We start from the raw sequence: 25747 nt of genomic DNA, 5'->3' as shown, positions 1-25747 counted from the left end.
TATGAAAAAAATAGAAAAGACAGTGAAAAAATCTTTCTTCTTTTCTCTATGTTCTTTTTTCTAAAAAATCAACCTCTATATACTTCAGAAAGCTTTTGAAGATATTTCCCAATCATATCAAATTCCAAATTTACTCTTGAGCCTACTTGCAACTGATGAAAATTTGTGTGTTCGTATGTATAAGGAATAATTGCCACAGAAAAACTATTTTTTTGAGAATTGACAACCGTTAAACTTGTTCCATTGATAGCAACAGAACCTTTTTCGATGGTGATATTTTTAGAATCAGAATTGTACTCAAATGTAAAAATCCAGCTTCCATTTTCATCTTTGATACTCACACAAGTACCAATCTCATCTACATGCCCCTGTACAATATGCCCATCCAAACGAGCATTCATTTGCATGGCTCTTTCCAAATTGACTTTATCTCCAATTTTCCAATCTGATAAATTTGTTTTTCGGAGAGTTTCTTGAATGGCTGTTACCTGATGAATAGAGTTTTTATCAGAATAGGTTATAGTTAAACATACACCATTATGCGATAGACTTTGGTCTATTTTTAGTTCAGGAGCTAATGAACTTTCTATGGTAAAAACAACATTAGATGCTTGATTTTCGATATTTTTGATAGTTCCTATCTGTTCTACAATGCCTGTAAACATAAAGATTTTGGAAGGTTAAAGGTTTTGATTGTAATTTTTTGTTATTTTGCAAAAATAAACAAAAAATAGAGATTATTGTGTTAGAAGATAATTTCCAACATAAAGGTTTACGCAAAAAACTCATAGAAGAGATACGTAAAAAAGGAATTCAAGACGAAAGTGTGCTGAAGGCGATTCAGGCAGTGCCTCGTCATTGGTTTTTAGATTCTGTATTTCTACAACATGCTTATCAGGATAAGGCTTTTCCTATTGATGAAGGGCAAACTATTTCACAGCCTTACACAGTTGCTTTTCAGACTGAATTATTAGAAATACAATCTTATCAATCTGTTTTAGAAATAGGTACAGGCTCTGCTTATCAGGCTTGTGTCCTTGCTGAAATGGGTGCAAAAGTCTATACCATAGAGTACAACGAAATATTACACCGAAAAGCCAAACGCATGATAGATATTTTGCGTTATGATAGAAAAATTCAATGTTTTTTGGGAGATGGCTCACAAGGACTCAAACAATTTGCCCCTTATGATGGTATTTTGGTAACTGCAGGAGCTCCTGCAGTACCCGAATCACTTTTATTTCAACTAAAAATAGGTGGAAAGCTGGTAATTCCTGTTGGTAACAACGATACTCAGAAAATGATGCGTATTACTCGAAAAGAAGAAAAGCATTTCACACAAGAAGAATTTGATAATTTTAGCTTTGTTCCACTTTTGGGCAAAAATGGTTGGAAAAATTAAGAAAAAATTAAGATTAAAATTATATTAAAAACTCAAAATCAATTTGTTAGTATATGAAAAAGAATCTAAGTTTCCTCATTACTTTAGGTTTCATTTTATCAATATTTGGTTGTACAACAAAAAAAGAATCCAGTATTGTGGGTATCTTAAAAGATACAACTATCAAAGGAAAAGTATATTTGGGAATAGCAGGAAAGCATAATTTGTACTTTTTAGACCCAATGACTAAAATAGATAGTGCAGAAGTAAAGGATGGCAAATTTAGCTTCCAATTAAAAGGGCAAGAACCTGATATTTACAGAATAACTTTTGCAAATAATGCTGATTTTAATATTTATGTAGTAGCTGGAGAAGGCACACTTACAGTCAAAGATATTACCCTTGACATCTCTAAAAAGCCTTATCAGTTGGAAGGAGGAAACCCTACAGATGTAAAACTCAATCACATGTTCTTGGACTTTTTGGATAAATATAACTCTGAACTGAAAAATAACCAAGAAATTGCAAATCTTGAAGGGCAGATTCATAATGCCAGAGAAGCATTTGAAATTTCTCAAAAACCAAATGATAAACAAAAATTAGATTCTCTTGAAACACTCTACACTCAAAAAGTAACAATATTTTTAAAGGCTCTGAATCAAACTATTTATAAGACTATTGAGGAAAATATGCCTTCTGTGGGCTCTATTTTACTTGCTGAGCAACTTGATGTACAACGTGATTATCTCTTTTTGAAAGATTTTGCTGATAAAGTAGCCCAACAAATGCCTAATTCGACACCCGCAAAGCACTTTGTAGAATTTATGAGTCGTGTGAAAAATGACGACCTTGATAAAAATCGAAAAGATAATAAATCTGCAAACACATCTGAAAATAGTGGGGGTAGTGTAGTAGGTTTGAATATTGGCAACACAGCACCTGATTTTACACTCAATACTCCTGAAGGAAAGCCCGTAAGCCTTGCCTCTTTGCGTGGAAAAGTCTTATTGATAGACTTTTGGGCTGCATGGTGTGGACCTTGCCGAAGAGAAAACCCAAATGTTGTAAGAGCCTATAATACATATAAATCAAAAGGTTTTGATATATTGGGAGTTTCTTTGGATGAAGAAAAAGATGCATGGTTGAAAGCTATCCAAAGAGATAAACTTACTTGGACACAGGTCTCAGACTTGAAAGGCTGGATATCTGATGTGGTTCCCTTGTATCGAGTAGAAGGTATTCCTATGAATTTCCTTTTGGATAAAGACGGAAAAATTATTGCAAAAAACTTGCGAGGCGAACAGTTAGAACAAGCGTTAGCTTCTGTACTCAAATAAAAGAAATTTATAAAGACTGCAAATTTTAGGAAGATTTTTATTTTACCGAGAAAAACAGGTATTTCAACGAGAAAGAATGAAAAATTCAGTTACTTTTTTGTTCAAATATATATAAATCTTAAAATAAAAAACTTAATTACCTAAAATTTAATGGCTCTACGTGTAATCTTATTTTCAGCAATATTTTTGTTGTCTTATTTAACTATTTTTGGTCAAACAACCATCAATGGTTATGCTCGTGTTACAACTTATATAGGAACAACACTCACTATTTCTGCAATTGAACAGTCAGAAGTTCCAACAACAGGGACCTTTACCAATGGTAGTAATATTATTATCATGCAAATGCAGGATAATGTAATAGGTACAAATACCAATGATGATGTTAATTTTGGAAATTTAGCAAATATTGAATCAGCAGGTTTGTATGAAGTAGCACAGATTTCGGCAGTTACGAGAGATGGTGGAGGAAGAGTTATTTCTATTACACTAACTTCTGTTTTATCTAATACCTACAACACAGGTGCTAATAGTACTTTGCAGATCATTACTTATCCAACTTTAGGTTCACCAAATTTTACAACAACTGATAACTTAACTGCTAGAGCTTGGGATGGTAATATTGGTGGTGTTTTAGCTTTTAATGTTAATGGGACACTCACTCTTCAACACAATCTCAATGTAGACAATAGGGGTTTTAGGGGTGGAAATAGAAGTAACAATTTTTATGATGGAACAACTACTTGTAAACCTAATGTTTTTGCATCCTCATCAACAAATTTAGGTTTCAAAGGAGAAGGTATTTATAGAGTAACATCTGCTACATATACCAATGCAAGAGGAAAAATCTTGAATGGAGGTGGAGGTGGAAATGAAATCAATGCTGGAGGTGGAGGTGGTGGAAATTTCTCGTTAGGTGGAGAAGGAGGAGTAGGTTGGAATAGCTCTGCTGTTGGATGTAGCCCAACAGCAGGAGGTCTTGGAGGTATTGCCCTTGCAGGTTCTATTAGTGCAAACAGAGTATTTATGGGAGGAGGAGGTGGTGGTGGCCAACAAAATAACTCTGGTGGGACTAATGGTGGAAATGGTGGTGGAATTATACTTGTTAGAGCAAATGAGCTTCGTACAACAGGAACTTGTGGTGGCATAAATATTTCAGCGAATGGTGCTGCTTCAAGTTTAGCAGGAAACGACGGTGGAGGAGGTGGTGGAGCAGGTGGAAGTATTATATTGCAAGTGATATCTTGGAATATCATAAGTAGTTGTCCTATTATAGTGGCTTCTAATGGTGGAAACGGTGCTAATGTAAATGCTGGAACCCACGGTGGAGGAGGCGGAGGTGGCCAAGGTGCTATTTTTTATTCTATCAATGAACCAACTTCCAATACAACTACTACTACAAATTTTGGTTCTGGTGGTTGTAATAATAATTCAAGCCCTTGCAACTCCCAAGCTCCCAGTGGAGGTGGACCTAATAATAGTGGTATATTTGATGATGCTAATACACCTTTACCTGTAAGATTAATTTATTTTTATGCTCAGAAACAAGATGATAATCAAATCAATGTACTATGGGCTATTGAAAGAGATGAGGTTGCTAAATTTGAATTAGAAAAATCAGTGGGAAATATTTTAAATTTCCAAACTATAGAAAAAATACCATCTCAAAATCAAAGACATTATCAGACAACAGATAATCATTTTACTAAAAATACAACCTATTATAGGCTAAAAATTTATTTTATAGACGGTAGGGTAGATTATTCAAAAATAATTTCCTTAAACAATCAAAATTCTTCATTTAATAATGATTTTATAACTTATCCTAACCCCTTTGAAAAAGAATTTTGGATACAAAATAATGAAAATACTGAAGCAATTATTGTTCAAGATTTATGGGGAAGGCAACTTTTAGAAATTAAAAACCCAAGTCAAAAACAAAATATTAACTTAGATAAATATCCAAAAGGTACATATATCATATTGATAATGAGTAAAGAAAGCACTTTGATTAAAAAGGTAATGAAATTATAAGATAGATAAAAAAAGAACTGTAAGATTATTTGAAACTTACAGTTCTTTTTTTGAAAAATAAATAATTTTATTCTTTTAGATTAGAACTATTTTATTTATATATTTTCAACATAATCATACTGTTATGAATGAAGAAAATAATATAGATGATTTTGTAAAAAAAGTCCTAGAAATACAAGAGGAGAATAAAACCTCTAAATTGAGCCACAAAGACCTTCATGCCATAGCTCAAGAGTTAGGTGTAAGTATTGAAACCTTAGAAGCAGAAATCAAAAAGCATCAACAAAGAGGAGAGGGATTCTTGAAGTTTAACAATATAGATGACGCTTTGAAGGCTTTGGAGCATGCGTATACCCTTAATCCTGAGAATCTAGATACACTCAAAATGCTCTCAAAGGCACATTTCTTAGGTTGGAAACAAAATAAAGAGACAACGTTTAAAACAAAAGTACTTGAAAAAGCTGAGGAAATCCTTGATTTGGATACCAGCAACGATTTTGCTTTTGCAATAATCTCCCATATCAAGAAAATTGATAAAAATCCAGCTTTGATAAACCAAGATGATAGTTTTTTGTGGAGTAGTACAGCAAAAGAAAATAAGCAAAATGAAGAAAAAGAAGAGTTAAAAGATCTTGATAAAGTAAAAGTAAAATACTCCAATCAATCATCTAAGAAAATTGAAAAAGCCAAATATGAAGAGGGTGGAAAAGGAAAATATAATGATTACGAGGTCATTATTTTAGAAAATAATGGAAAAGGAAAGTGCAAAATTAGATATGTAGGTTGGGGTAATACTTGGGATGAGTGGGTAAATGAAAAAGATATTCATTAAAATAGCAAAACAATGGATGAGGATAAAAATATAGAGGAATTTGTTAAAAAAATTCTCTCAATTAAAAATGAGCAAGAAAAAACACGCTTAAATCAAGATGATTTGAACGAAATTGCTCAAGAATTGGGTATAGACCAAGCTTCTCTTGAAAAAGAAGTTATAAAATATCAAGAAAGAGGAGAGGGTTTTTTAACTCATCAGAATTATGAAGATGCTATTGTGGCTTTGGAGCACGCATATATTTTAAATGCGGAAAATGTAGAAACACTTAAAATGCTTCTACAAGCTTATTTTGAAGCATGGAAGCAAGAAAAAAACGCAAATTACAAAGAAAAAGCTCTTTCTAAAGCTGAAGAAATATTAGAGCATATTCCTGATTATGAAAAGTCGTTTGAGGCGATTTCTGTTATCAAACAAAGTAATCAAGAGAAAAAAACTTTATCTCAAGTAAATATATCTTTAAAGAAAAGCAGAAAAGTTGGAGATACTATAAAAGTTCTTTGGAATGATAAAATATATGATGCGACTATCATTGATATAGAAGGGTTTCAGTATAAAATCCGTTATAAAGGGTATAGTGACTATTGGAATGAGTGGATTACAGAAAAAAGAATACCCTCTGAGGAGAAAATAAATATCCTAAAAACTCAAACTAAAAGAAATGTACTAAAAGTAGGAATTGCAATAACTATTTTAGGAGCGATTATTTTAATACTATTATTAAAAAAAAGTACAAATACTTATAAACCCTCAGATATAGAACCTATACAAAAAACAAACTCAAGTTATGGTACCGAAGACTCAAAAACCAATCTATTACCAACAGACTATAAAATAGGAGATAAGGTGCAAGTAAATTGGAAAGGATCTTATTATAAGGCCTCTATTATAGATAAAAGTGGCTCTCAATACAAAATATCATATGATGGTTATGGAAGCCAGTGGGATGAATGGGTAAATATAGAAAAAATAAAGCCTCTTTAAAAAATATTGTAAAAATATTTGGTTATATATTAAAAAAAAGCTAATATTGCAACCTGAAAATATAATAACACTAAAAGAATAAAAGAAATGCATCTTTCAAGCCAAGACAAAAAAGAAATATTCGCAAAATATAGCTTTTCTAAGAATGCAACAGATACAGGCTCTCCTGAATCTCAAATTGCTTTGTTTACAGATAGAATTAACTATTTGACACAGCACTTAAAAAGCAATAAGAAAGACCACTCTTCTCGCTTGGGTCTTTTGAAATTAGTTGGTAAGCGTAAAAGCTTATTAGGCTATTTACAAAAAACAAACTTAGAGCGTTATCGCCAAGTTTTGAATGACCTAAATTTGAGAAAGTAATTTTACTTTTCCTCTTGAAGAGCCTGCCTTTCAAGGCAGGTTTTTTCATTTTATTGAAAAAAGTCTTATATTTGCTTGGGTTTTAAAATTTTAAACTTTATGATTCAACGTATTCAGAGTGTTTTTTTAGGGTTGATAGCCATCCTGATGACACTTTTCTTGTTCTTGCCCATTTGGAAGAAAATAGATGCCCAAGCTGGAGAACATGTTCTCATCAACGCATTTGGTACAAGCCATATGAAAGGAGAAATAATGATTTCTGAAAAAGGAGCAGTTTATATCTTTATTTTGGCATTTTTCTCTGTGATTATCAGTGTGATTTCTTTACTCAATTACAGAAATCGTCCTCGCCAAATATTACTTAATCTTATAAATTCTCTTTTGATAGCTATTTCGGTAGTGGCTTCAGCATTACTAATTTCTGATGCAGAAAAAATCTTACTTCCTGCTCAAAAAGGAAATTTTCAAGTAGGATTGTTTTTGCCAGTCATTGCTCTTGTGTGTAATATGTTAGCCAACAGGTTTATCAGAAAAGACGAAAACTTGGTGCGTTCGGCAGATAGAATCCGATAATTATTCACAAACATAAAAATATTGTTCGGCTTTCCACTCACCCAAAGTGGCAGCCAAATGTAAATCTTGGCAAATAGTCTGTCTATCTGCCAAGATTTCAAATTTTATAAGAGCTCTCCAAAAATACAAACTTGCATCTCGGTATCCCTTTTTCTCTAAAACAGAAAATTCTTTCAATACTTCAGGTGCAATAATCTGCTTGGTCTGATAACGACACACCAATTCCCAGAATATGTATTCAGATTCATTTGTATGAGTGCTGTAATGTAGTTTTTTATAAGCCAAATCATATTTCCCTTGCTCAATGAGTATTTTTATAGATAATAGGTAGTATTTTTCATTTGTTGGCTTCTTATTGAGCAAAATATGTATAATAGAGTCCGATTTTTTTAATTGTTTGTTTTTATAATGTAATAGGGCATTTTGATATAAAATATTTCGTTCTCGAATATCTAAAAAGTTGATTATAACAACAAATATAGCAAAAAGCACCACAAATATCCCTATCCAGAAGTTTGCTTTCTTAACTGTTTGTTGTACTTCTATTTGTTTGGCTTGTCTTTCAGCTTTAAATTTTTTTATAAACTCTTGAAAAACAGCTTTTTTGACTTCTCTTTCTTCTTGTTCTTTTTTCTGATAGGTTTTATAATAATGAAAAGCATCTATATTTTGGCGTATGCCAATCTTCGCATCATAAAATTGTCGTTTACTGGAGTCAGAGAGGGTATGATAAGCTTCATTAATCAACTTAAAAGTTTCTTCGGCTTTTTTATCATTTAGATTTTGATCAGGGTGATATTTCCAAGCCAATTTTTTAAAAGCAAGTTTTATTTCTTTTTCTGTTGCTTGTGTAGATATGTTTAAAATTTCATAGTAATTCATAGTCAGTATCAACGAATAAACAATTTAGTTTTAAGATTAAATCTTTTACCAGGCAAGGCATTGATAAAATCCTGCATTTCTAAATTAAGCAAAATTACTGCCATTTGATTTAGTGGTATGTTTAATAGCAAACACATTTCGTCTAAGCTTGCTTCTTCTTTTTCAAATAGATATTTGATAACAGAAATTTCAGATTCAGAAAGTTCTAAATTATTTAAACTTAAAATCTTTTTTGAAGGAGTATCAGATATTTTTTCCCAATTCATGATATAAGCAATATCTTCAGCAGAAGTTATCAAATGAGCTTGATGAGTTTTGATGAGATGATTGCAACCTTCTGAAGTGGTCAGACCAATATTACCAGGTAGAGCAAAAACTTCTCGATTGTAGTCATTGGCATATTGAGCTGTAATCATTGCTCCACCTTTTTTCATAGATTCCACGACAATCACTACATCCGACAAGGCTGCTGTAATTCTATTTCTTGCAGGAAATCGGGGAGCATCTGGGCGTGTACCCAAAGGAAACTCTGAAATCAAAGATCCTTGATGAATCACCATTTGTTCGGCTGTATTTTGGTGAGAAGATGGATACATGGTATCCAAACCATTTGCCAAAACGCCCACAGTAGCCAATTCATTTTTAAGAGATTCTTTATGAGCAATGATGTCTATTCCATAAGCCATTCCACTGATAATGATGGGTTTATAGGCTTTGAGTTCAAGTAATAATTGCTCTATAAAGTTTTTACCATATTGAGTAGATTGCCGAGTACCCACGATGGCAATGGTTTTATCTTGATTGAGGTCAGTATTACCTTTTTTGTATAGAAGGATAGGAGCATCATCAATATACTTGAGGCGTTTGGGATAAGCTTCATCCGAAAAAAATAAAATTTGGATACCATTTTTTTCAGCATCCTTTATTTCTTTTTCAGCTTTTTCAAATAATTGACTTTGATTTTCTGTAATAGATTGACTTACTTTTGAACCGATTCCTTGTAATTGGAGGAGTTGATGCTTTTTTGCCTTAAAAATATTTTCTGCTGAACCAAAATGAATTAGTAAATTTCGAGCGGTTACTCCTCCAACACCTTCTATCAAATGTAACGCCATTTCGTATATATTTACACGAACAAATGAACTCATAAAAAACAATTTAGCTTTGCGAAGATACTAAGTTTGCGTTTATAAAGGAAGTTCATTTTTGAGCATTTGTAAAAAATCTTTGAGTCTGTACAAAGATTGTAATGTTTCTATTTTTTGTTTTACTTCTTTAGAGCGTTGCCTCATAATTTCTTTTGCTGCCTCTAATTTATATCCTTTCTCTTTCACTAAATGATAAATCGCTTTCAAATCCTCAATATCTTCTTGTGTGAATCTTCTGTCTCCTTTTTTATTTTTTTGAAAATGGAGCATATCAAATTCACTTTCCCAAAATCGTATGAGTGAAGTTGTAACATTCATCATTTCTGCGACTTCTCCTATAGTGTAGTACAATTTTGTACTTTTCTCATAAGTCGTCTCCATAAGCATCATTTTTTTTGAGATATAAAATGTCAATTTTCAATTTTTGATGAGATAAATTTAAAAAATAAAAAACTAAAAGTCAATAGTTTATGTGAAAAATATTAATAAAATTTTATGAAAAAATAATTTCAATTTTTTTGAAAAACTTGAAATTTACTTAAGTTCGATTTGTATTTTTTTTCTTTTGCTAACTCATATTTATAAATAGTTTGTCCTAACATTTTTAAGAAAGGCATTCCTTCAGTGGCATATTCATAAAGGTTATCGTTGAGTACACCATCCCGATTGGTATAAATGGCAGCCGTAAGAAAAAACTCAATATTGTTTTCAAAATCAACTATGTAAGCAGAATCAATCGCAAAACCATAAGCTAATCCTACGATATTAAAAATTCGGATATTCGGATTGATTTGTGCATTGGGGTCTTGCCCATAAAATAAATATTTTTTGTAAGTATCAAAATGACCTGTTTGGATAGAATATGCAGTTTTTATTCCTTCTCTGGGATAAGCCCCCATCAAACGCCATAAGAAAGTGTAGTCCTCTGCTGTTAGATTGAAACGTAATTTCTTCTCTAAGGTTTCAGGTAAAATTGTAGCAATGGTAATTTTATGCAATTGACTTAAAGCAAAAAAGTTATTGGTTGTGAAATCAAGTGGAAAATTCTGAAATCTACCAAAACCATCTAAATGAGTCTTACCCACTTCTATTTTTGAAAAAATGGGTTGAGGGAGAGAGTCATTGCAGATTTCATCCTGTTTATAAACCATTTGTAATTGATTATTATGAAACATCACAGGATTGGTACAAGCATTTTGTTGATCTGTATAGCAAAGACTTCCACCCAAACGCCTGACAATACGAATGCTGTCATAACCTTTCCCCTGTAAAGTTTCATGAATATAACGTTGCCCCAAAAATTCGTACAAACGAGCAAAAGAAGGATTATCACTGACAAGCAACATCCTTTCTGCGTACTGGGCTATACAAGGAGGGTTGGTATCTTGGGGTATAGTTGCCAAAACGCCTTCAGGACAAATGCTACTTGCCAAAGTACTCATACGAGTATTTTTGGTTAAAACAATTTCTTCTTTTAATTCGTTGATTTTGTTAACTTTTTCTAAAGATAGTAAAATTACAGGAAGTTTTACTGTGCTGGCAGGATAAATATAGTTACGATTATCTATGTTATAAGTATATGTTTTTAAACTGGGCTTATTATTCTTATCTCTCAGAACTTGAGTGTATAATATCTGGATATTGTAAGCGTCTTTGTTGTCAAGATAGGGTTTGAATTGGTCGTATTGCAAATACAGAATTTTTTCTAAAACGTTGTTTTCTTTACCCTGACTTTTTAGTACATGAGGTAAAATATACAAAACAAAAATATATAAAATTCTGATTTTCATGATTATAGAAGTGTTTATCAAAACTAAGCCTATAAGCGTGGGAGGCTTATAGGCTTAAAATTTAATTAAATAATTGAGTATTATTTATTATTTTTTTTTGAATCGTCTTTTTTAACCTCTTCTTTTGTTTCTTTTTTTGCAGGTTTAGTTTCTAAGTCTGCATCTGTTACTTCTCCAACTTTTTTAGCGAGCATCAAGTTAGAAGAACCTTCTCTAAATTGATAACCAATTCCGAAAGGAAGAGCACGAACTTGGTCTTTATTTTTGAAAGCTTCTCTCATGTCTGTCTGATAACGACCAGAGAATAAACTAATAGGACCTGCATACACCCCAAAAAAAGTTTTTTGCCATTTGCTATCATCAGCAAAGTTTTTCAAAGGCATTCCTGAATCGTCTTGTAAAACAAATTTGCTATTCTTTAAGATAACATGTTTCACTGTACTAAACACTTCATTATACATCAAATACGAAGCAGCTTTCAAATAAGTAGCTGTTGGACGAAGACTCTGTAAGTAAGCTTTGAATTCAGGTGTTTCTTTTTCTAAAGCCATGTTAATAATATTGACACTAAAATATGTCAATGACCTTACTTTGTTATCTCCTTTTTTCTTGAAATATATTTTATTTCCATAAACTACTTTCTTTTTGTTGCTATCATCAACTTTGTAATCGTTGGCAAGTACAACTTTCCCTTCTTTATTGATGGCTACTTTTTCGTAGTATGTAATTTCGTTATCCAATTGAGCCATGTATAACATAATCAAGTGAATAGTTCCATCAACCTCTATGGAGCGTTGCCCAGTCAAATCCACAGCCATATCAATCGTTCTGAAAAAGCTAAATTCAGCTAAAAAATAACCTGCTTTATTGAGAGCATTGAAATAATTGGTTTGTTTCTTTTCTACTTTTTCAAGATCTAAGGGTGTACCAATGGGTTCAAGCCCAATCATAACAATGTCATCTGCATTGGGGAAAAATGTTTGAGCATGCATAAAATCTGCTCCACTGAAAGGATAGAACAATAATCCACCTTGTGCATTGGGTTCTTTAAGCTCTTGCTCACCCCAAGTACGCATTTTGGCTATTTTTCCATCTTTTAATTTCTTCCATTTTGCTTCACTTTCTTTTGAATAACTTTTCCAAGCACCAGACTCTTCATATTTTTTAAGCTCATCACTTTCTACTTGAGGTAAACCAGCAATAAAGCGAGCAATTTGATTGAATTTTTTGTCTTGTGGAACTTGGCGATCTGAAGTTTCCTCTTTTTTCTGTGTAGAATCTTTTTTGACAGAGGTTGTATCTTTCTTGCCATTGTCTTTGGTATTTTCGCCACCCTTGCAAGATTCTAAAAAGGTGATAGTTGCAACTAATAAGAGTAGTTGACTAAGTTTTGATTTCATAAGAAACAGGTTGATAAATAAAACTATTATTTTTTAAGCTTTTGATTCTTTGATATTTTTACTGATAAAGTAAACAATTGTACCAGACACAAGCATTCCTAAAGTGATAAAAGAAGGCATGGTTTGTTGTAAATAACTTGATTCAGGGTTTAAGCCAACACCAAAAATGGCTTTGGTAGCAGGCAAAATACGTTCTTTAAACAAATACCACATGGTCCAACCTGTTGCAGCCAAGAATATAAGTGATGTAATAGGGAATCCCCATGCTTTATATTTTCTTTCTTCTTGTGGTTTTCTAATTCTTAAAACAATCACACCCAACACTGTAGAGAATGTAAATACATCTAAGATAAAGGCTATTGCATATAAAATTGAATCAAAAGAAGATGTTAAAATTAGAATCACTGAAATAACAGATTGTACGATAATGGCTGTACTGGGAACGCCTTTCGCATTTAATTTTGCAAAACTTTTGAACATAGGGAAATCTTCACCAATCATCTGAGTTACTCTAGGGCCAGCAAATACCATTGAACTAATAGAAGAAACAAGCAACAAAGCAATCAATGTTGCCATTACTTTACCACCAATTTGTCCAAAAATCACACCTGCTGATAAATAACCCACTTCTAAGGGTTTACTAAAGTCTTTTGCTTGTTCTGCCGATAAGGTAGAAACTGGAATGGTATAAAGAAATACAAAATTGAGTAGAATATAAGCAAACATTACCACAAGTGTACCCATCAGAAGCGATTTCGGTACATTTTTCTGAGGATTCTCAATTTCATTTGCTAAATAAGCTGAAGCATTCCAACCTGAATAAGCGAAAGAAACAAAAGCTAAAGAAACTGCAAAAGTGCTTTTTACAATTTCATCCCAATCGCCTGCTTTGGGTAAAATACTGATACTTTGGGGTTCATTGGTAAGAAATAAGCCTGAAAGAATAAACAACAAAATCAAACCTACTTTTACAGCCGTAGAATAACGCTGAAAACTTCCTCCAGCTTTTACATCTGTTGCATGAATTGCCGTAACAATCAAAACTACAATAATTCCAATAATTTTGGCATCTATACCAACCACATTGGAGGCATAAGTCCCTAAGGCCACAGCAGCCAAAGCTACAGGAGCAGCAAAACCAATGGTAGCTGAAATCCAGCCTGAAAGGAATCCGAATAGTGGATGATAGATTTGAGATAAAAAATTATACTCACCACCAGAACGAGGCATTAAGGAAGCTAATTCTCCGTAATTTAAAGCTCCACAAAGAGCAACAATTCCTCCAATCAACCATAATGCAAGTAAAGGGAAAATGTGGGGCGTACCCACTGCCTGATAGCCCAAACTGGTAAAAACGCCAGCACCTATCATGTTGGCAATAACAATCGCAATTGCTGTGTTGAAACTAATTTTTTGAGATGACATGTAAAATTTGAATAACTTAGTGTATATAATAGAGGCGAAAATAAAGGTTTTTTCGTAAAAAAAGTTCTAAAAAGAAATTTTTTTAGAACTTTTAATTACTTAACATAATAAAAATTATTCTTGTATCTTGATGTTTCTAGAATCCACAGCTCCCAAAGAACGATTTTCACGAGAAGCCAATTCTAAAATCTTGTCGTATTGTTCAGGAGAGAGGTCGTTATAGAAATAATAAACAGGATTTACTTTTTCGCCTTTATGAATCACCTCGTAGTGTAAGTGTGGGGCAGTAGAGAAACCTGTACTTCCTACATAACCGATACACTCGCCACGTTTTACTTTTTGTCCTTTTTGTATTTTGAAACCAGAAAGGTGAGCATAAAGCGTAGTATAGTCTTCGCTGTGTTTAATCTGAATTTCATTGCCATAACCACCAAAATTATTTTGAGCCACAGTAACCACACCATCAGCAGTCGCATAAATAGGCGTACCATGTGGAGCAGCAAAATCTATACCTGGGTGGAATTGAGCTCCTCCAAAAATAGGGTGGAAGCGTGTACCAAAACCAGAAGAAAGTCGTGTTAGTTCTTTGTTTGAGAGGGGTTGAATGGCTGGAATACTTGCTAATCTATCTTCTTTACTTTTAGCCATTTGCATGATATCATCATAAGATTTTGTTTGTACATACATCTTACGTTTTAATCTGTCTATTTTTTGAAGGGCATTTAATACTAAATCTTCGCTTTTTAATCCTTTTTTGAGTAAGTCGGCATATTTCTCTGTTCCGCCTGAGCCTGCGATACGAGCAGACATGGGTACTGGGTCTGATGCAAATATTACTCTATATACTTTATCGTCTCTTTCTTGTAGTGAAGTAAGCACTTTGTCAGATTCCTCTAACTTCTTGTTTATGAGCTGATAATAACTCTTTAATTCTTCAACTTCTTTGGCTAATTCAGCCTCTTTATCAGATTTATGAAATTTGGTATAAATAAATGTAAATCCTAAACCAAACAATGCTGCAAAAATTAAAAGACCTGCAATATTAAAGGCTATATCCCATTTGTTTACCTGTACACGCTCATATCGGCACGATTCGGTATCGTAGTAATACTTGATTTTCGCCATAGAAGATAGTTTGAGGTTTGTTTACTGTACTAAAAATTGAAACGCCAAAATTAAGTATTTATTCTAAACCTACCAAATAAATTTCACAAAACACTGAAAAGCAGAATTTTAAACACTGTTAAATCAATAAATACTTGAATAAAATAGCACATAGCTTTTACGAAATTAAAAATAAAAAGTTCTATTTATTTAGTAAATTACTTTGATATTCAAAGTAAAATAAACAGATAATAATTGGAATTAAAAACAAAGTCGTGTTCAAGCAACAAAAAACAGAAGCCTTTTGGAGCTTCTGTCAGAGGATAAAATATGTGTGGGAAATCTTTATTTTATAGGAACGTTAAGAATAGGGTTGTAAATTTTGCTGAAAACATATTCACCTTTGGAATTTTTCCTTTTTACAGTTGTTGTTCTGATAGAAACTATATCATCTTTTTCTGTTTTTTGGAGAATATCATCCAATAAACTACCAAAAGCTACATTTTCTTTCGTGAAAATAGTTTTTCCATTTCGTTTAATAATAACAGAAACTTCTGCTGTATACTGACTTTCTTCTTTTGTTTCGGTAGAAGGGATAATTTGAATAGATAAATTTTCAATATTTTTCTCAATTCCATTAGAAACATCAAGAGGTTTGCCATCTTTTACAAAATGTACTGTTGCAAGAGGCAACTGTATAACTTTGAATTCCTTGGTATCGACAACTTTTCCTTGAGAAAGAACTGTTAATTTTACAGTTTCTGCATCTATTTTGGGAATGAGTTTGATAGTATTGGAGTTTTCGCTTGCCAAAACTTCAGCGTTGGAAGCCTGAAAAGTTGGATTTTTGACACCATTGATGACAATCGTATTGCCATAACCCTCATAGATTGTGCTGATAGGGGCGGTGTAGGTGATTTGAGAAAACACCGAGATAGAAGATAATGCAAAAATACCTGATAAAAACACTTTTTTTGTGGACATAAAAGTAGTAGTTTGGTCTTTATATGAAACAAAGATGTTTTCTAAAAAATTTCCATTTTTCTTGAAATATTTAGGAACCCCTTCGGTGCTTGCGAAATGCTTGGATAAGCTGGTATATAAAATAAGAATTGATAATACGAGAACCTCCGTCAATGAATCTTGTCCAGCCATTTATTTTTGAATTTAACCCTAAACTTTCAGCAATGTAGTCTGCTTTATGAAACGGATTGATAAATTCTATAAAATAACTCATGTACTCACCAAAGTTTTCCCATTTGTCCCATGTGGGAAAAGCAGGGTAGATACTCAAACTCAAACAATATAACCAGTAAAAAAAGCCTGCAAAACCTACAGTAACCCACAAGGCACGTCCCCAACTTGTACCGTGATTTGAAGATATTTTATTGAAAAATAAATTGATTTTTTCTCTTGAAAACCTCCACAACCATTTAATTGGGTTTTTCCAAAAAGGAACATCTGACCATTTTGTCTGGTCATACAATACATTCATTTCCCTTGCAAAATACTCGTTGGCTGTAACTGTATCGCCTCGGTTGTCGTAGATTTTTTTGAGTTGCCCATAACCCAAACGTTTTTGTTCGTTGTCATCAGTTGTAATATCTTTGGGCATTTTTGTACCTGCGAGAAATACCTCCGTAATTTTACTACTCTTGAAATCTAATTCCATGCCTTCAAAATCGCAGTCTATAAAAGTAGTTTTGCCTAAATCTGAATTGTGGATTTTGAGGGTAGGAGAAATGCCTTCTAGTTTCTTACTTTTTACACCACTGAAAATGATGTTACCTGCATTTACACAGTTATCAAAAATAATTCTATGGATGTAAATATCGTCTATTTTTATTAAAATGCCATTATTTATATTTACTCTAATAAATTGTAAAACATTCAAAGTATTCCAAACATATCCTCCATATATAGATATATTCTTTGCTTTTGGGAGATTAAAACCAATGGTATCTATAAACATTTTATCAGAAAGCCAAATAGATATATTTTCTGATTTTAATTCTTCCACCATTATATATTTATATTTTCCATATCTAAGTTTACAAGAATTAAAAACTGTTGTGCCACTCAATCTTATATACTCTTTTGATTCTAAACCATCAAAAGAAATATTATCACAAGTTCCCCCAGTAAGTATAATCCTATTTGTTTTTAATGGGATTTCTTCAATATAATAATCACCAAATTGAATGTTTCTGAACACCCCATTTGTTAGGAAAAAATCTTCGATACTGCCTTCCAATACCCATATATCTTGAAATTTACCTCCACTAATTAAAATATCTTGAAATGTTCCATTGTTGATATTAAACTTACCTTCAAATAGACACTCTTCTATGTGAAAAAGACCAAAAATTCCTCCTTTAATAAAAAAATATTCAAAGAATCCAGAATAAATATTGAGACTATTAAAAGTTCCGCCTTCAATTTCAATTGCTCTTGCCTTTTTATAATTTCTGATTTTAGGTTTCTTTAACTCATCAGACATAATCTCTGCAACATCTTCATACTCATCTTTGTAAAAAACCTCCGTAAAATTAATTTCTTCAAAAAATCCAGATGTAAATTTGAGATCAAAATTTAGTAATTCGGTGTCTATATATATAGGCTGTTTAACTTTTAGATTATTGATATTGATAAATGTTTGTGGTGGAAAACGAGAGCTATCAACAGTAACATATTCTAACTTCTCTCCTCGCAAGATAGCCTTAAACTCCTCTCCTGAAATTTCTGTGTAGTTTTCTGTATTTTCTTCCATAGTGGTAATAGGGTAGTGGTGTATTCAAAAATACCAAAACTTATGAAAAAACAAAACATTTGTTTTTTTTATGGGGAATCATTACTTTAGTATCATAAAACCCTAAACCTATTAACTTTATGAAAAAGAAACTACTTATTGGAATTAGTATTTTTTACTTTTTGCCCTTGATGTTAACAATTTTGCAAGGGTGCACTTGTGGTAGTAGTAGAAAACAGACTTATTTTGAGGTTACTAAGATGTATTTGGTAACAAAAGTAGGTGGCAGTATTTATGATGATACAGAAATCCCTGTTTCATCTATCAGTCAAGTATCCTTGTGGTTGAGAACAGATGTAAGGTACTATAGTTCTACCAAACCGTTTTCATCGGGTTTTTCTGCAATGGCTTTAAGTTGTGAGGAAGTTTTTACATCTAAAGAAACCATAGAAAGTATAGAAGTTTATAGTAATAAAGATTTTGAGGGTTATCCTGCGGGTACGAACTTAACAGATATTATGAGACTCCGTGATACACAGGGAGGAAATTTTTTAGATATTTCAAAACGATTTATAGCAAAAGAAAGCTATGAATTACTTTTTAAAGAAAACGTAACAATTACCCCAAATAATCATTTGTTTAGAGTTATTCTTAAGGATTCAAAAGGTAAAGTTTTTGATATGATTAAAGAAGTGAAATTCAAGTAATAAAAATCATGAAAAAGAAACTATTGATTAGTAGTAGCATACTTTTCTTTTTGCCTTTGGCTCTTACACTTTTACAAAGCTGTATTTGTGGAGGGAAATCTGATAAATATTTTGAGATTACAAAGTTGTATCTTGAAACGCTACATTATAAAGCTCCTTATCAATATGAGTTAACTTCTGTTCGTGATATAAGTTTCTGGGTAAAAGGAGAAATAAGATATTATAGCTTTATGAATCATGAAAATGTAGGTTTTAGCTTAATGGCTTGTAGCCCCAAAGAGCCTGTGATGAAAGAAACCATTACAAACATAGAAATTTTTAGTGACAAAGATTTTGAAGGCTTTTCTGCTGGGACAAATTTAGCTCCACTTTTAGGTATTGAAACCCCTTATGAAGGAGGTGGGCGTAGAAATCTTACGGAGTATCTTGCTACAAAACCAAAATCGCAAAAAAGTTTTTATTTGTATTTTTCACAACAAGCTCAACCCACATCAGGACTACATCTATTTAAAATAGTTTATACAGACTCCAAAAATAGAGTTTTTGAAATGAACACTCATTTTATACATTTTAGATAAATCATGAAAAAGAAGATTTTTATCGGAATCAGCATTTTCTATTTCCTGCCCTTAATATTGACGATTTTACAGGGGTGTATTCCATCTTGTGGGAATACAAAACAATCTTATTTTGAGGTTACTAATATGTATTTGGTAACAAAATATGGTGGAGGAATTTATGATGATATAGAAATCCCTGTTTCATCTATCAATCAAGTTGCTTTTTGGTTAAGAACAGATGTAAGGTATTATGGTTCTATTAATCTGTTTTCAGGAGGTTTTTCAGCTATGGCTTTAGATTGTGTAAGTATTTCCGAATCTAAGGAAACCATAGAAAGCTTAGAAGTTTATAGTGATAAAGATTTTGAAGGTTATCCTGCTGGGACAAATTTAGCTCCAATCATGTATATAAGAAATATGCGTAGTAATTTTGCAGGTATTTCAGAGTTTATAGCTCTAAGACTTAAGGTAGATGAAGGCTATGAATTAATTTTTAAAGAAAATACAAAAATAAGTCCAAGTAATCATGTATTTAGGGTTGTTTTTAAGGACTCAAAAGGGAAGATTTTTGAAATGAGTAAAGAAGTAAAATTTAAGTAATCACAATTTTTAATTTGTATGAAAAAAATATTTGTTGGTATTGCATTTTTATATTTTTTACCTGTACTTTTTACTATTCTACAAAGTTGCAACTCTTGTCCTGAACAAAAACAAACTTATTTTGAAACAACAAATATGTATTTTCTCATAAATTTTGGTAATAAAGTTTATGATGAAAGAGAAATCCCTGTTTCATCTATTAATCAAATATCATTTTGGTTAAGAATGGATGTGAGATATTATGGTTCTATTAATCTGTTTTCAGGAGGTTTTTCAGCTATGGCATGTATTCCCCCAAAACCAGCATCTCAAAAAACTGTTACAAGTATCGCTATTTACAGCAATAAAGATTTTGAGGGATATCCTGCTGGTACAAATTTAGTTTGGTTGCTTTATATGAAAGATAACAACCAGAATGAAGGTTATTTAGCCAGTTATCTCTCAAGAATGCCTAAAGAAGCTGAAGGTTACAATATAACTTTTAAAGAAAATGCTCGTCCTGTATCAGGTGTCCATCAATTTAAAATTATTTATGAAAACTCAGCAGGGAAAAGATTTGAAGCAAATCGAGAAATTGATTTTGAGTAATTTTGTAATATATATCTAAGACATGATAAGCCCTTTGGGGCTTTTTTTCTTTTATTTTGCTTTTTCAGTACAAAACCTTACTTTTGCCCTCTAAAATACTGAATACTCATTACTAAATATTAAAAGACAGCGATGACTTCCCACGAAATACGTCAGCAATTTCTCGATTTTTTCAAGGAAAAAGGGCATTTGATTGTACCCTCAGCACCACTTGTGCTTAAAAACGACCCAACCCTGATGTTTGTAAACTCAGGAATGGCACAGTTTAAAGATTTCTTTTTGGGAACAAAGCCCGCCACATCGCCTCGTATAGCCGATACACAAAAATGCCTTCGTGTTACAGGTAAACACAACGATTTGGAAGATGTAGGACACGATACCTACCACCACACACTTTTTGAAATGCTTGGAAACTGGTCATTTGGTGACTATTTCAAGAAAGAAGCCATTGACTGGTCTTGGGAGCTACTCACAGAGGTTTATAAATTGCCCAAAGATAGATTGTATGCGACTGTATTTGAAGGAGATGCAAAAGAAAATCTTCCTGCGGATATGGAGGCTTTTGAACTTTGGAAACAATACTTGCCAGAATCTCAGATTTTATTCGGAAACAAAAAAGATAATTTCTGGGAGATGGGAGAGGTAGGACCTTGTGGACCTTGCTCAGAAATTCATATAGACCTGCGTGATGAAGCAGAAGTTGCCAAAATAGGAGGTAGAGAGTTTGTAAACCAAGACAATCCGCAAGTGATTGAAATTTGGAACAACGTATTCATGCAGTTTGAGCGTAAAGCAGATAAATCGCTTGTACCTCTTCCAGCACAACACGTAGATACAGGAATGGGCTTTGAAAGGCTTTGTGTAGCGATTCAGGGCAAAAAATCGAATTACGATACAGATATTTTCCAACCTCTGATTCAATTTGTAGGTGGAAAAGCTGGTGTAACCTATGGAAATGACAAACAAACAGATATTGCCTTGCGTGTAATCGCTGACCATATCAGGGCTGTGGCATTTACCATTGCAGATGGACAGTTACCTTCAGCAACAGGAGCAGGCTATGTGATTCGTAGAATTTTAAGAAGAGCTGTTCGTTATGGTTATTCTTATTTAGGTTTTAAAGAACCATTTTTCAATGAAATTGTGCCTTTGCTTGCAACTCAATTTGAAAATGTATTTCCTGAACTCAAAGCACAAGAAAAATTTGTACAAAATGTAATTTTGGAAGAAGAACGCTCTTTCTTGCGTACTTTAGATAAAGGGATAGAGAAACTAGAAGAGTATATATCAAAAAAAGAAAAAGAATTTGAAAAAGTAGGGAGTGTTGAAGGTAGTAAAAAAGGTGATTTCATTATTGATGGTAAATTTGTTTTTGAATTATACAATCAGGATGGATTTCCTATAGACTTAACTGCACTAATAGCAAAAGAAAGAAGCTTTCTTATTGATGAAGAAGGTTTTAAAATAGAATTAGAACTTCTAAGAGAACTTTCTCGCAAAGACCAAAAACAAGAAGCTGGTGATTGGGTAATTGTGAATGAAAGTAATTTTGATGTAGAGTTTATTGGCTACGATTACACAGAATCCGTGTCAAATATCCTGCGTTATAGAAAAGTAAAAGAGAAAAATAAAACCTTGTATCATTTTGTATTGGATAGAACGCCTTTCTATGCCGAAAGTGGCGGACAGGTAGGTGATACAGGTACTTTTGAAATACATACTCTGGATATTGTAAATCATCAAAATGAGGCTTTCAAAGTTTTCATCTCAGATACCAAGAAAGAAAATGATTTGATTATCCATATTTCTGAGGATAAAAACGCTGAAAAATTGATAGAGGCATTAAGTAATCTCAATACTTCTATTACAGCTAAAATCAATGTTCAGAAGAGAGTTTTAACCAAAAATAACCATACAGCCACACACTTGTTGCAGGCTGCTCTCAGAGAGGTTTTGGGTAATCATATTGCTCAGAAAGGTTCTCTAGTAAATGATACGCTTTTACGTTTTGACTTTTCGCATTTTGCTAAACTGACAGATGAGGAAATAGTGAAAATAGAAAATATTGTCAATCAGAAAGTAAGAGAAAATATTTCTTTGGATGAACGCAGAAACGTTCCCATCCAAGAAGCTACCGAAAAATTGGGTGCTACAGCTCTTTTTGGTGAAAAATATGGGGATTTTGTTCGTGTAATTACCTTTGATGAGCATTTTTCGAGAGAATTGTGTGGTGGTACTCACGTAAAATCTACAGGCGAAATCGGATTTTTCAAGATTATTTCAGAAAGTTCTATTGCGGCAGGCGTGAGACGTATCGAAGCTGTAACAGCCATAGAAGCTGAAAAGGTTTTACATGATGAACTCAAAACTTTTGCTGAAGTAAAAGAGGTGCTGAAAAATCCTAAAGATATTGTAAAGTCTATTCAGACACTTTTGGATGAAAAAAATGCCCTACAAAAGCAATTAGAGCGTTTTGAGCAAGCTCAGGCACAAGCAGAAAAACAGCGTTTACTTTCTGAGAACCTTTCAAAAGTAGGAAATATCAATACAATTATTGGCAAAGTGAATGTTAATAATTTTGATTATGTTAAGCAGATTGCTTTTGACCTTCGTAATCAACAAGAAAATCTGTTTGCTGTGCTGATAGGTGTGGTAAATGAAAAACCACAAATTACGGTGATGATTTCTGAAAATTTGGTCACAGAAAAAGGCTTGGATGCTTCTAAAATCGTGAAAGAATTGGCGAAGGAAATCAAAGGTGGCGGAGGTGGACAGAATTTCTATGCTACAGCAGGCGGAAGTGATGTAAACGGAGTAGAAAAAGTCCTAAAAAATGCCAAAGAGATACTAAATTCTTAAAAATACGAACTTATGAATTTAAAAGATAAATATGAATTAGTGATTGGTTTGGAAGTACATGCTCAACTCAGAACGGAGGCGAAAGCTTTTGCTCCTGAAGTCAATAGCTATGGCGATTTACCCAATACCAATATCAGTGTGGTTACGCTGGCTCACCCTGGTGTACTTCCAAGAGCCAATAAAAAGACGTTTGATTATGCCATTCGTATGGGTTTGGCGTTGGGTTCAAAGATTACAAGAGAAACTTTTTTTGCTCGTAAAAACTATTTTTATCCCGATTTACCCAAAGGTTATCAGATTACACAAGATAAAACGCCTATTTGTACAGGTGGCGGGGTTTTGATTCAAGTAAAAGAAGAAAATAACAGAGAGAAATATATCAATCTTACTCGTATGCACTTAGAAGAAGATGCAGGGAAATCTATGCACATAGATGGTGAGGAGGAGAGTTATATCGATTTGAACAGAGCAGGCGTTCCTTTGATTGAAATTGTTTCTGAACCTGAACTTCGCAGTCCAGAAGAAGCCTATTGGTATTTATACGAAGTCAGAAAGCTTGTAAGATATTTGGATGTGTGTGATGGAAATATGGAAGAAGGTTCACTTCGTTGTGATGTAAACGTTTCGGTACGCATCAAAGGTGCTGAAAAATTTGGAACAAGAGTAGAGGTGAAAAATATCAACTCTTTCACCAACGTAAAAAGAGCTATCGAACACGAGTTTGAACGCCAAACGGCACTTATCGAAGAAGGGAAAACGTTTCCACAGGAAACACGTATGTTTGATGCCACTACAGGCAAAACTTACAGCCTTCGTACGAAAGAAAGTTTGAATGACTATCGCTATTTCCCTGAACCTGATTTAACGCCAGTTATTGTTGATGAAGCATGGATTGAGCGTATCAAGGCTCAGATGCCTGCGTTACCTCGTGAATTATACGATAAATTCACTAAACAATATGGTTTAAGCGATTATGATGCCTCTCAACTTACAGACGATAAGACAATGGCTTTGTATTTTGAAGATGCCTGCAAAGAAACAAAAAATCAGAAAGGAGTTGCTAATTGGCTTTTGGGTGCAGTAAGAGCTTATCTTAATGAATTGACGAAGGACATTTCAGAGTTTGAAGTATCTGCAAGCCATTTGGCTGGACTTGTAAACCTGATTGATGAAGGAAAAATCAATAACAATATAGGAAAACAAGTATTTGCTAAAATGCTTGAGAACCCGAAGAAAACAGCCCTTCAAATTGCCCAAGAAGAAAATTTGGTGGTAGAAAGTAATTCAGACGAACTTTTGGAACTCATTAAAAGTGTTCTTGCCAAATACCCAGATAAGGTGGCAGAGTATAAAAATGGCAAAAAAGGGCTTCAAGGCTTATTTGTGGGCGAAATTATGAAAGCCACAGGTGGTAAAGCAGACCCTAAACTTACCAATCAGCTTTTGATGGAAGAACTCTCAAAATAACAAAAAACGCCTCTTTAAGAGGCGTTTTTCTTTTCATATTACTTGTTTAGGTTTTCAATAGGGATATAAGTTCCATATTTCAAGCTTTGGCTTACACCTTTTGTATACCAATTACCTTTGAAGTCTTTTCCATCATGATCTTGAATGATTGAGCCTACAAATCTCATACAAATACCTTCAGGATGATTAGGATGAGACTCTGCAATCACTACATTGAAATAACGATATAAAATAACACCTGTATTTTTATTTCTATTAATTACCCAATCATCAGAAACCACTACCACTTGCTGAATAGTTCCACCATCTTTAGCCAAATAATTTGATAAGATTTCTTTGGCTTTTGCTGCATTTTCTTTGTTATGCATTTTAGCAGGAGCAGGCATTTTTTCATTGGCATATTGAGCTCTTACAGCAACCCCTTCTTCAGCACTTACTTTAGACATTACCTTACTTTCAAACTCACTGATTTTTGCTTGTGCTTGTTCTGCCCAAGACTTCACAATAGCATCATCTTTTGCCAAAACAATCTTAAATTCAGGCTTTTTGATAGCAGAAGCTCCACCACTTGAAGACTTGACATCTCCCTGATAAACCAAATAAACATTGGGTTCGATTTCTACCAAACGAGCTCCAGATGATAAACTTTTGGTTTGCTTTTCGTATTGAAAGCCCGAACGCAGTTTATATACTTTTGAACCTGCAAGAGCTGTTGTTTTTTCATCAAATTCAAAAATACCAATTGTTAAGGATTTGGCAAGTCCCTTTGCTGGTTGTAAACTCAATACTTTTTTACCGCCATCTTCCTTCTCTTTCAAAGATACCTCGGGCGATTCTTTTACACCTTGTGCAAAAGTAGTATTAGATACATAAATGTTATCTTTCTTTTGAGCAAAGGAAGCTGTAACAGCCATGACACACAATGCTATTATACTTGAAAATAAGTTTAAATTTTTCATGCAAT

The 25747-nt window shown here is 33.1% G+C and carries 21 protein-coding genes and 3 pseudogenes; 13 read left to right on the top strand and 11 right to left on the bottom strand.

The window, feature by feature from the left end; all coding sequences use genetic code 11:
• Nucleotides 1–68: 68 nt before the first annotated feature.
• Nucleotides 69–665 carry a riboflavin synthase subunit alpha gene (locus tag AD998_11945; GenBank protein ID KOY86761.1) on the bottom strand — a complete coding sequence of 199 codons (597 nt, stop codon included), beginning with the start codon at nt 663–665 and terminating at the stop codon, nt 69–71.
• 71 nt (nt 666–736) lie between these two features.
• On the opposite strand from AD998_11945, the gene AD998_11940 reads away from it, so the two are divergent.
• From AD998_11940 to AD998_11910, 7 genes and pseudogenes are all read left to right on the top strand, one after another.
• Nucleotides 737–1402 (top strand): protein-L-isoaspartate O-methyltransferase, encoded by a 666-nt coding sequence (locus AD998_11940; GenBank protein KOY88175.1) that lies wholly within the window; start codon nt 737–739, stop codon nt 1400–1402.
• A 743-nt stretch (nt 1403–2145) separates the two neighbouring features.
• Nucleotides 2146–2718, top strand: a pseudogene (locus AD998_11935) (hypothetical protein).
• Between the two features lie 150 nt (nt 2719–2868).
• Nucleotides 2869–4752 (top strand): hypothetical protein, encoded by a 1884-nt coding sequence (locus AD998_11930; GenBank protein KOY86760.1) that lies wholly within the window; start codon nt 2869–2871, stop codon nt 4750–4752.
• A gap of 124 nt (nt 4753–4876) precedes the next feature.
• Complete coding sequence (locus AD998_11925) at nt 4877–5584, top strand: hypothetical protein (GenBank protein KOY86759.1); 708 nt, start codon at nt 4877–4879, stop codon at nt 5582–5584.
• Between the two features lie 12 nt (nt 5585–5596).
• Complete coding sequence (locus AD998_11920; GenBank protein KOY86758.1) at nt 5597–6568, top strand: hypothetical protein; 972 nt, start codon at nt 5597–5599, stop codon at nt 6566–6568.
• An 87-nt stretch (nt 6569–6655) separates the two neighbouring features.
• A complete protein-coding gene (locus tag AD998_11915; protein ID KOY86757.1) occupies nt 6656–6931 on the top strand; it encodes a 30S ribosomal protein S15 in 276 nt (91 codons plus the stop codon).
• Nucleotides 6932–7030: 99 nt separating this feature from the next.
• Nucleotides 7031–7504 carry a hypothetical protein gene (locus tag AD998_11910; GenBank protein KOY86756.1) on the top strand — a complete coding sequence of 158 codons (474 nt, stop codon included), beginning with the start codon at nt 7031–7033 and terminating at the stop codon, nt 7502–7504.
• Nucleotides 7505–8185: 681 nt separating this feature from the next.
• On the opposite strand, the pseudogene AD998_11905 reads toward AD998_11910, so the two are convergent.
• From AD998_11905 to AD998_11865, 9 genes and pseudogenes are all read right to left on the bottom strand, one after another.
• A pseudogene (locus AD998_11905) lies at nt 8186–8386 on the bottom strand (hypothetical protein).
• 8 nt (nt 8387–8394) lie between these two features.
• On the bottom strand, nt 8395–9534 hold the full coding sequence (locus AD998_11900; protein ID KOY86755.1) for a hypothetical protein: 1140 nt from the start codon (nt 9532–9534) through the stop codon (nt 8395–8397).
• Nucleotides 9535–9573: 39 nt separating this feature from the next.
• Nucleotides 9574–9915: a MerR family transcriptional regulator gene (locus tag AD998_11895; GenBank protein KOY88174.1), complete on the bottom strand. Its 342-nt coding sequence runs from the start codon at nt 9913–9915 to the stop codon at nt 9574–9576.
• Between the two features lie 128 nt (nt 9916–10043).
• Nucleotides 10044–11312: a hypothetical protein gene (locus tag AD998_11890; protein KOY88173.1), complete on the bottom strand. Its 1269-nt coding sequence runs from the start codon at nt 11310–11312 to the stop codon at nt 10044–10046.
• Between the two features lie 194 nt (nt 11313–11506).
• A pseudogene (locus AD998_11885) lies at nt 11507–12433 on the bottom strand (hypothetical protein).
• Nucleotides 12434–12757: 324 nt separating this feature from the next.
• Complete coding sequence (locus AD998_11880) at nt 12758–14149, bottom strand: amino acid permease (GenBank protein KOY86754.1); 1392 nt, start codon at nt 14147–14149, stop codon at nt 12758–12760.
• Nucleotides 14150–14263: 114 nt separating this feature from the next.
• Nucleotides 14264–15274, bottom strand: a complete 1011-nt coding sequence (locus AD998_11875; GenBank protein KOY86753.1) for a peptidase M23 — start codon at nt 15272–15274, stop codon at nt 14264–14266.
• 324 nt (nt 15275–15598) lie between these two features.
• The gene (locus AD998_11870; protein KOY86752.1) at nt 15599–16237 is read right to left on the bottom strand and encodes a hypothetical protein; all 639 of its coding nucleotides are present in this window, start codon (nt 16235–16237) and stop codon (nt 15599–15601) included.
• 70 nt (nt 16238–16307) lie between these two features.
• Nucleotides 16308–18023 carry a hypothetical protein gene (locus AD998_11865; protein ID KOY86751.1) on the bottom strand — a complete coding sequence of 572 codons (1716 nt, stop codon included), beginning with the start codon at nt 18021–18023 and terminating at the stop codon, nt 16308–16310.
• 119 nt (nt 18024–18142) lie between these two features.
• Here AD998_11865 and AD998_11860 point away from each other — a divergent pair, with 119 nt between their 5' ends.
• From AD998_11860 to gatB, 6 genes are all read left to right on the top strand, one after another.
• Nucleotides 18143–18709 carry a hypothetical protein gene (locus AD998_11860; GenBank protein KOY86750.1) on the top strand — a complete coding sequence of 189 codons (567 nt, stop codon included), beginning with the start codon at nt 18143–18145 and terminating at the stop codon, nt 18707–18709.
• Between the two features lie 8 nt (nt 18710–18717).
• Entirely contained in the window at nt 18718–19287 is a 570-nt protein-coding gene (locus tag AD998_11855) for a hypothetical protein (GenBank protein ID KOY86749.1), read from the top strand.
• A 126-nt stretch (nt 19288–19413) separates the two neighbouring features.
• The gene (locus AD998_11850) at nt 19414–19869 is read left to right on the top strand and encodes a hypothetical protein (GenBank protein ID KOY86748.1); all 456 of its coding nucleotides are present in this window, start codon (nt 19414–19416) and stop codon (nt 19867–19869) included.
• Between the two features lie 18 nt (nt 19870–19887).
• Nucleotides 19888–20457 carry a hypothetical protein gene (locus AD998_11845; GenBank protein KOY86747.1) on the top strand — a complete coding sequence of 190 codons (570 nt, stop codon included), beginning with the start codon at nt 19888–19890 and terminating at the stop codon, nt 20455–20457.
• Between the two features lie 132 nt (nt 20458–20589).
• Nucleotides 20590–23316, top strand: a complete 2727-nt coding sequence (locus AD998_11840) for an alanyl-tRNA synthetase (GenBank protein KOY86746.1) — start codon at nt 20590–20592, stop codon at nt 23314–23316.
• 12 nt (nt 23317–23328) lie between these two features.
• On the top strand, nt 23329–24783 hold the full coding sequence (gene gatB, locus AD998_11835) for a glutamyl-tRNA amidotransferase (GenBank protein KOY86745.1): 1455 nt from the start codon (nt 23329–23331) through the stop codon (nt 24781–24783).
• A gap of 38 nt (nt 24784–24821) precedes the next feature.
• Here the strand turns inward: gatB and AD998_11830 are convergent, their stop codons facing one another.
• A complete protein-coding gene (locus AD998_11830) occupies nt 24822–25742 on the bottom strand; it encodes a hypothetical protein (GenBank protein KOY86744.1) in 921 nt (306 codons plus the stop codon).
• Between the last annotated feature and the right edge of the window lie 5 nt (nt 25743–25747).

The organism is bacterium 336/3 (genome assembly GCA_001281695.1).
Classification (GTDB): Bacteria; Bacteroidota; Bacteroidia; order Cytophagales; family Thermonemataceae; genus Raineya.
Note: the sequence above shows the minus strand (reverse complement) of the source record. Positions and strands in the feature narration are given on the sequence as shown.

What these genes read in the sequence shown, in the direction of transcription:
- AD998_11845 (KOY86747.1), top strand. Translation starts at nt 19,888, where the DNA reads ATGAAAAAAATATTTGTTGGTATTGCATTTTTATATTTTTTACCTGTA.
- AD998_11860 (KOY86750.1), top strand. Translation starts at nt 18,143, where the DNA reads ATGAAAAAGAAACTACTTATTGGAATTAGTATTTTTTACTTTTTGCCC.
- AD998_11875 (KOY86753.1), bottom strand. Translation starts at nt 15,274, where the DNA reads ATGGCGAAAATCAAGTATTACTACGATACCGAATCGTGCCGATATGAG.
- AD998_11840 (KOY86746.1), top strand. Translation starts at nt 20,590, where the DNA reads ATGACTTCCCACGAAATACGTCAGCAATTTCTCGATTTTTTCAAGGAA.
- AD998_11910 (KOY86756.1), top strand. Translation starts at nt 7,031, where the DNA reads ATGATTCAACGTATTCAGAGTGTTTTTTTAGGGTTGATAGCCATCCTG.
- AD998_11895 (KOY88174.1), bottom strand. Translation starts at nt 9,915, where the DNA reads ATGGAGACGACTTATGAGAAAAGTACAAAATTGTACTACACTATAGGA.
- AD998_11920 (KOY86758.1), top strand. Translation starts at nt 5,597, where the DNA reads ATGGATGAGGATAAAAATATAGAGGAATTTGTTAAAAAAATTCTCTCA.
- AD998_11865 (KOY86751.1), bottom strand. Translation starts at nt 18,023, where the DNA reads ATGGAAGAAAATACAGAAAACTACACAGAAATTTCAGGAGAGGAGTTT.
- AD998_11945 (KOY86761.1), bottom strand. Translation starts at nt 665, where the DNA reads ATGTTTACAGGCATTGTAGAACAGATAGGAACTATCAAAAATATCGAA.
- AD998_11930 (KOY86760.1), top strand. Translation starts at nt 2,869, where the DNA reads ATGGCTCTACGTGTAATCTTATTTTCAGCAATATTTTTGTTGTCTTAT.
- AD998_11855 (KOY86749.1), top strand. Translation starts at nt 18,718, where the DNA reads ATGAAAAAGAAACTATTGATTAGTAGTAGCATACTTTTCTTTTTGCCT.
- gatB (KOY86745.1), top strand. Translation starts at nt 23,329, where the DNA reads ATGAATTTAAAAGATAAATATGAATTAGTGATTGGTTTGGAAGTACAT.
- AD998_11880 (KOY86754.1), bottom strand. Translation starts at nt 14,149, where the DNA reads ATGTCATCTCAAAAAATTAGTTTCAACACAGCAATTGCGATTGTTATT.
- AD998_11830 (KOY86744.1), bottom strand. Translation starts at nt 25,742, where the DNA reads ATGAAAAATTTAAACTTATTTTCAAGTATAATAGCATTGTGTGTCATG.
- AD998_11870 (KOY86752.1), bottom strand. Translation starts at nt 16,237, where the DNA reads ATGTCCACAAAAAAAGTGTTTTTATCAGGTATTTTTGCATTATCTTCT.
- AD998_11900 (KOY86755.1), bottom strand. Translation starts at nt 9,534, where the DNA reads ATGAGTTCATTTGTTCGTGTAAATATATACGAAATGGCGTTACATTTG.
- AD998_11915 (KOY86757.1), top strand. Translation starts at nt 6,656, where the DNA reads ATGCATCTTTCAAGCCAAGACAAAAAAGAAATATTCGCAAAATATAGC.
- AD998_11925 (KOY86759.1), top strand. Translation starts at nt 4,877, where the DNA reads ATGAATGAAGAAAATAATATAGATGATTTTGTAAAAAAAGTCCTAGAA.
- AD998_11850 (KOY86748.1), top strand. Translation starts at nt 19,414, where the DNA reads ATGTATTTGGTAACAAAATATGGTGGAGGAATTTATGATGATATAGAA.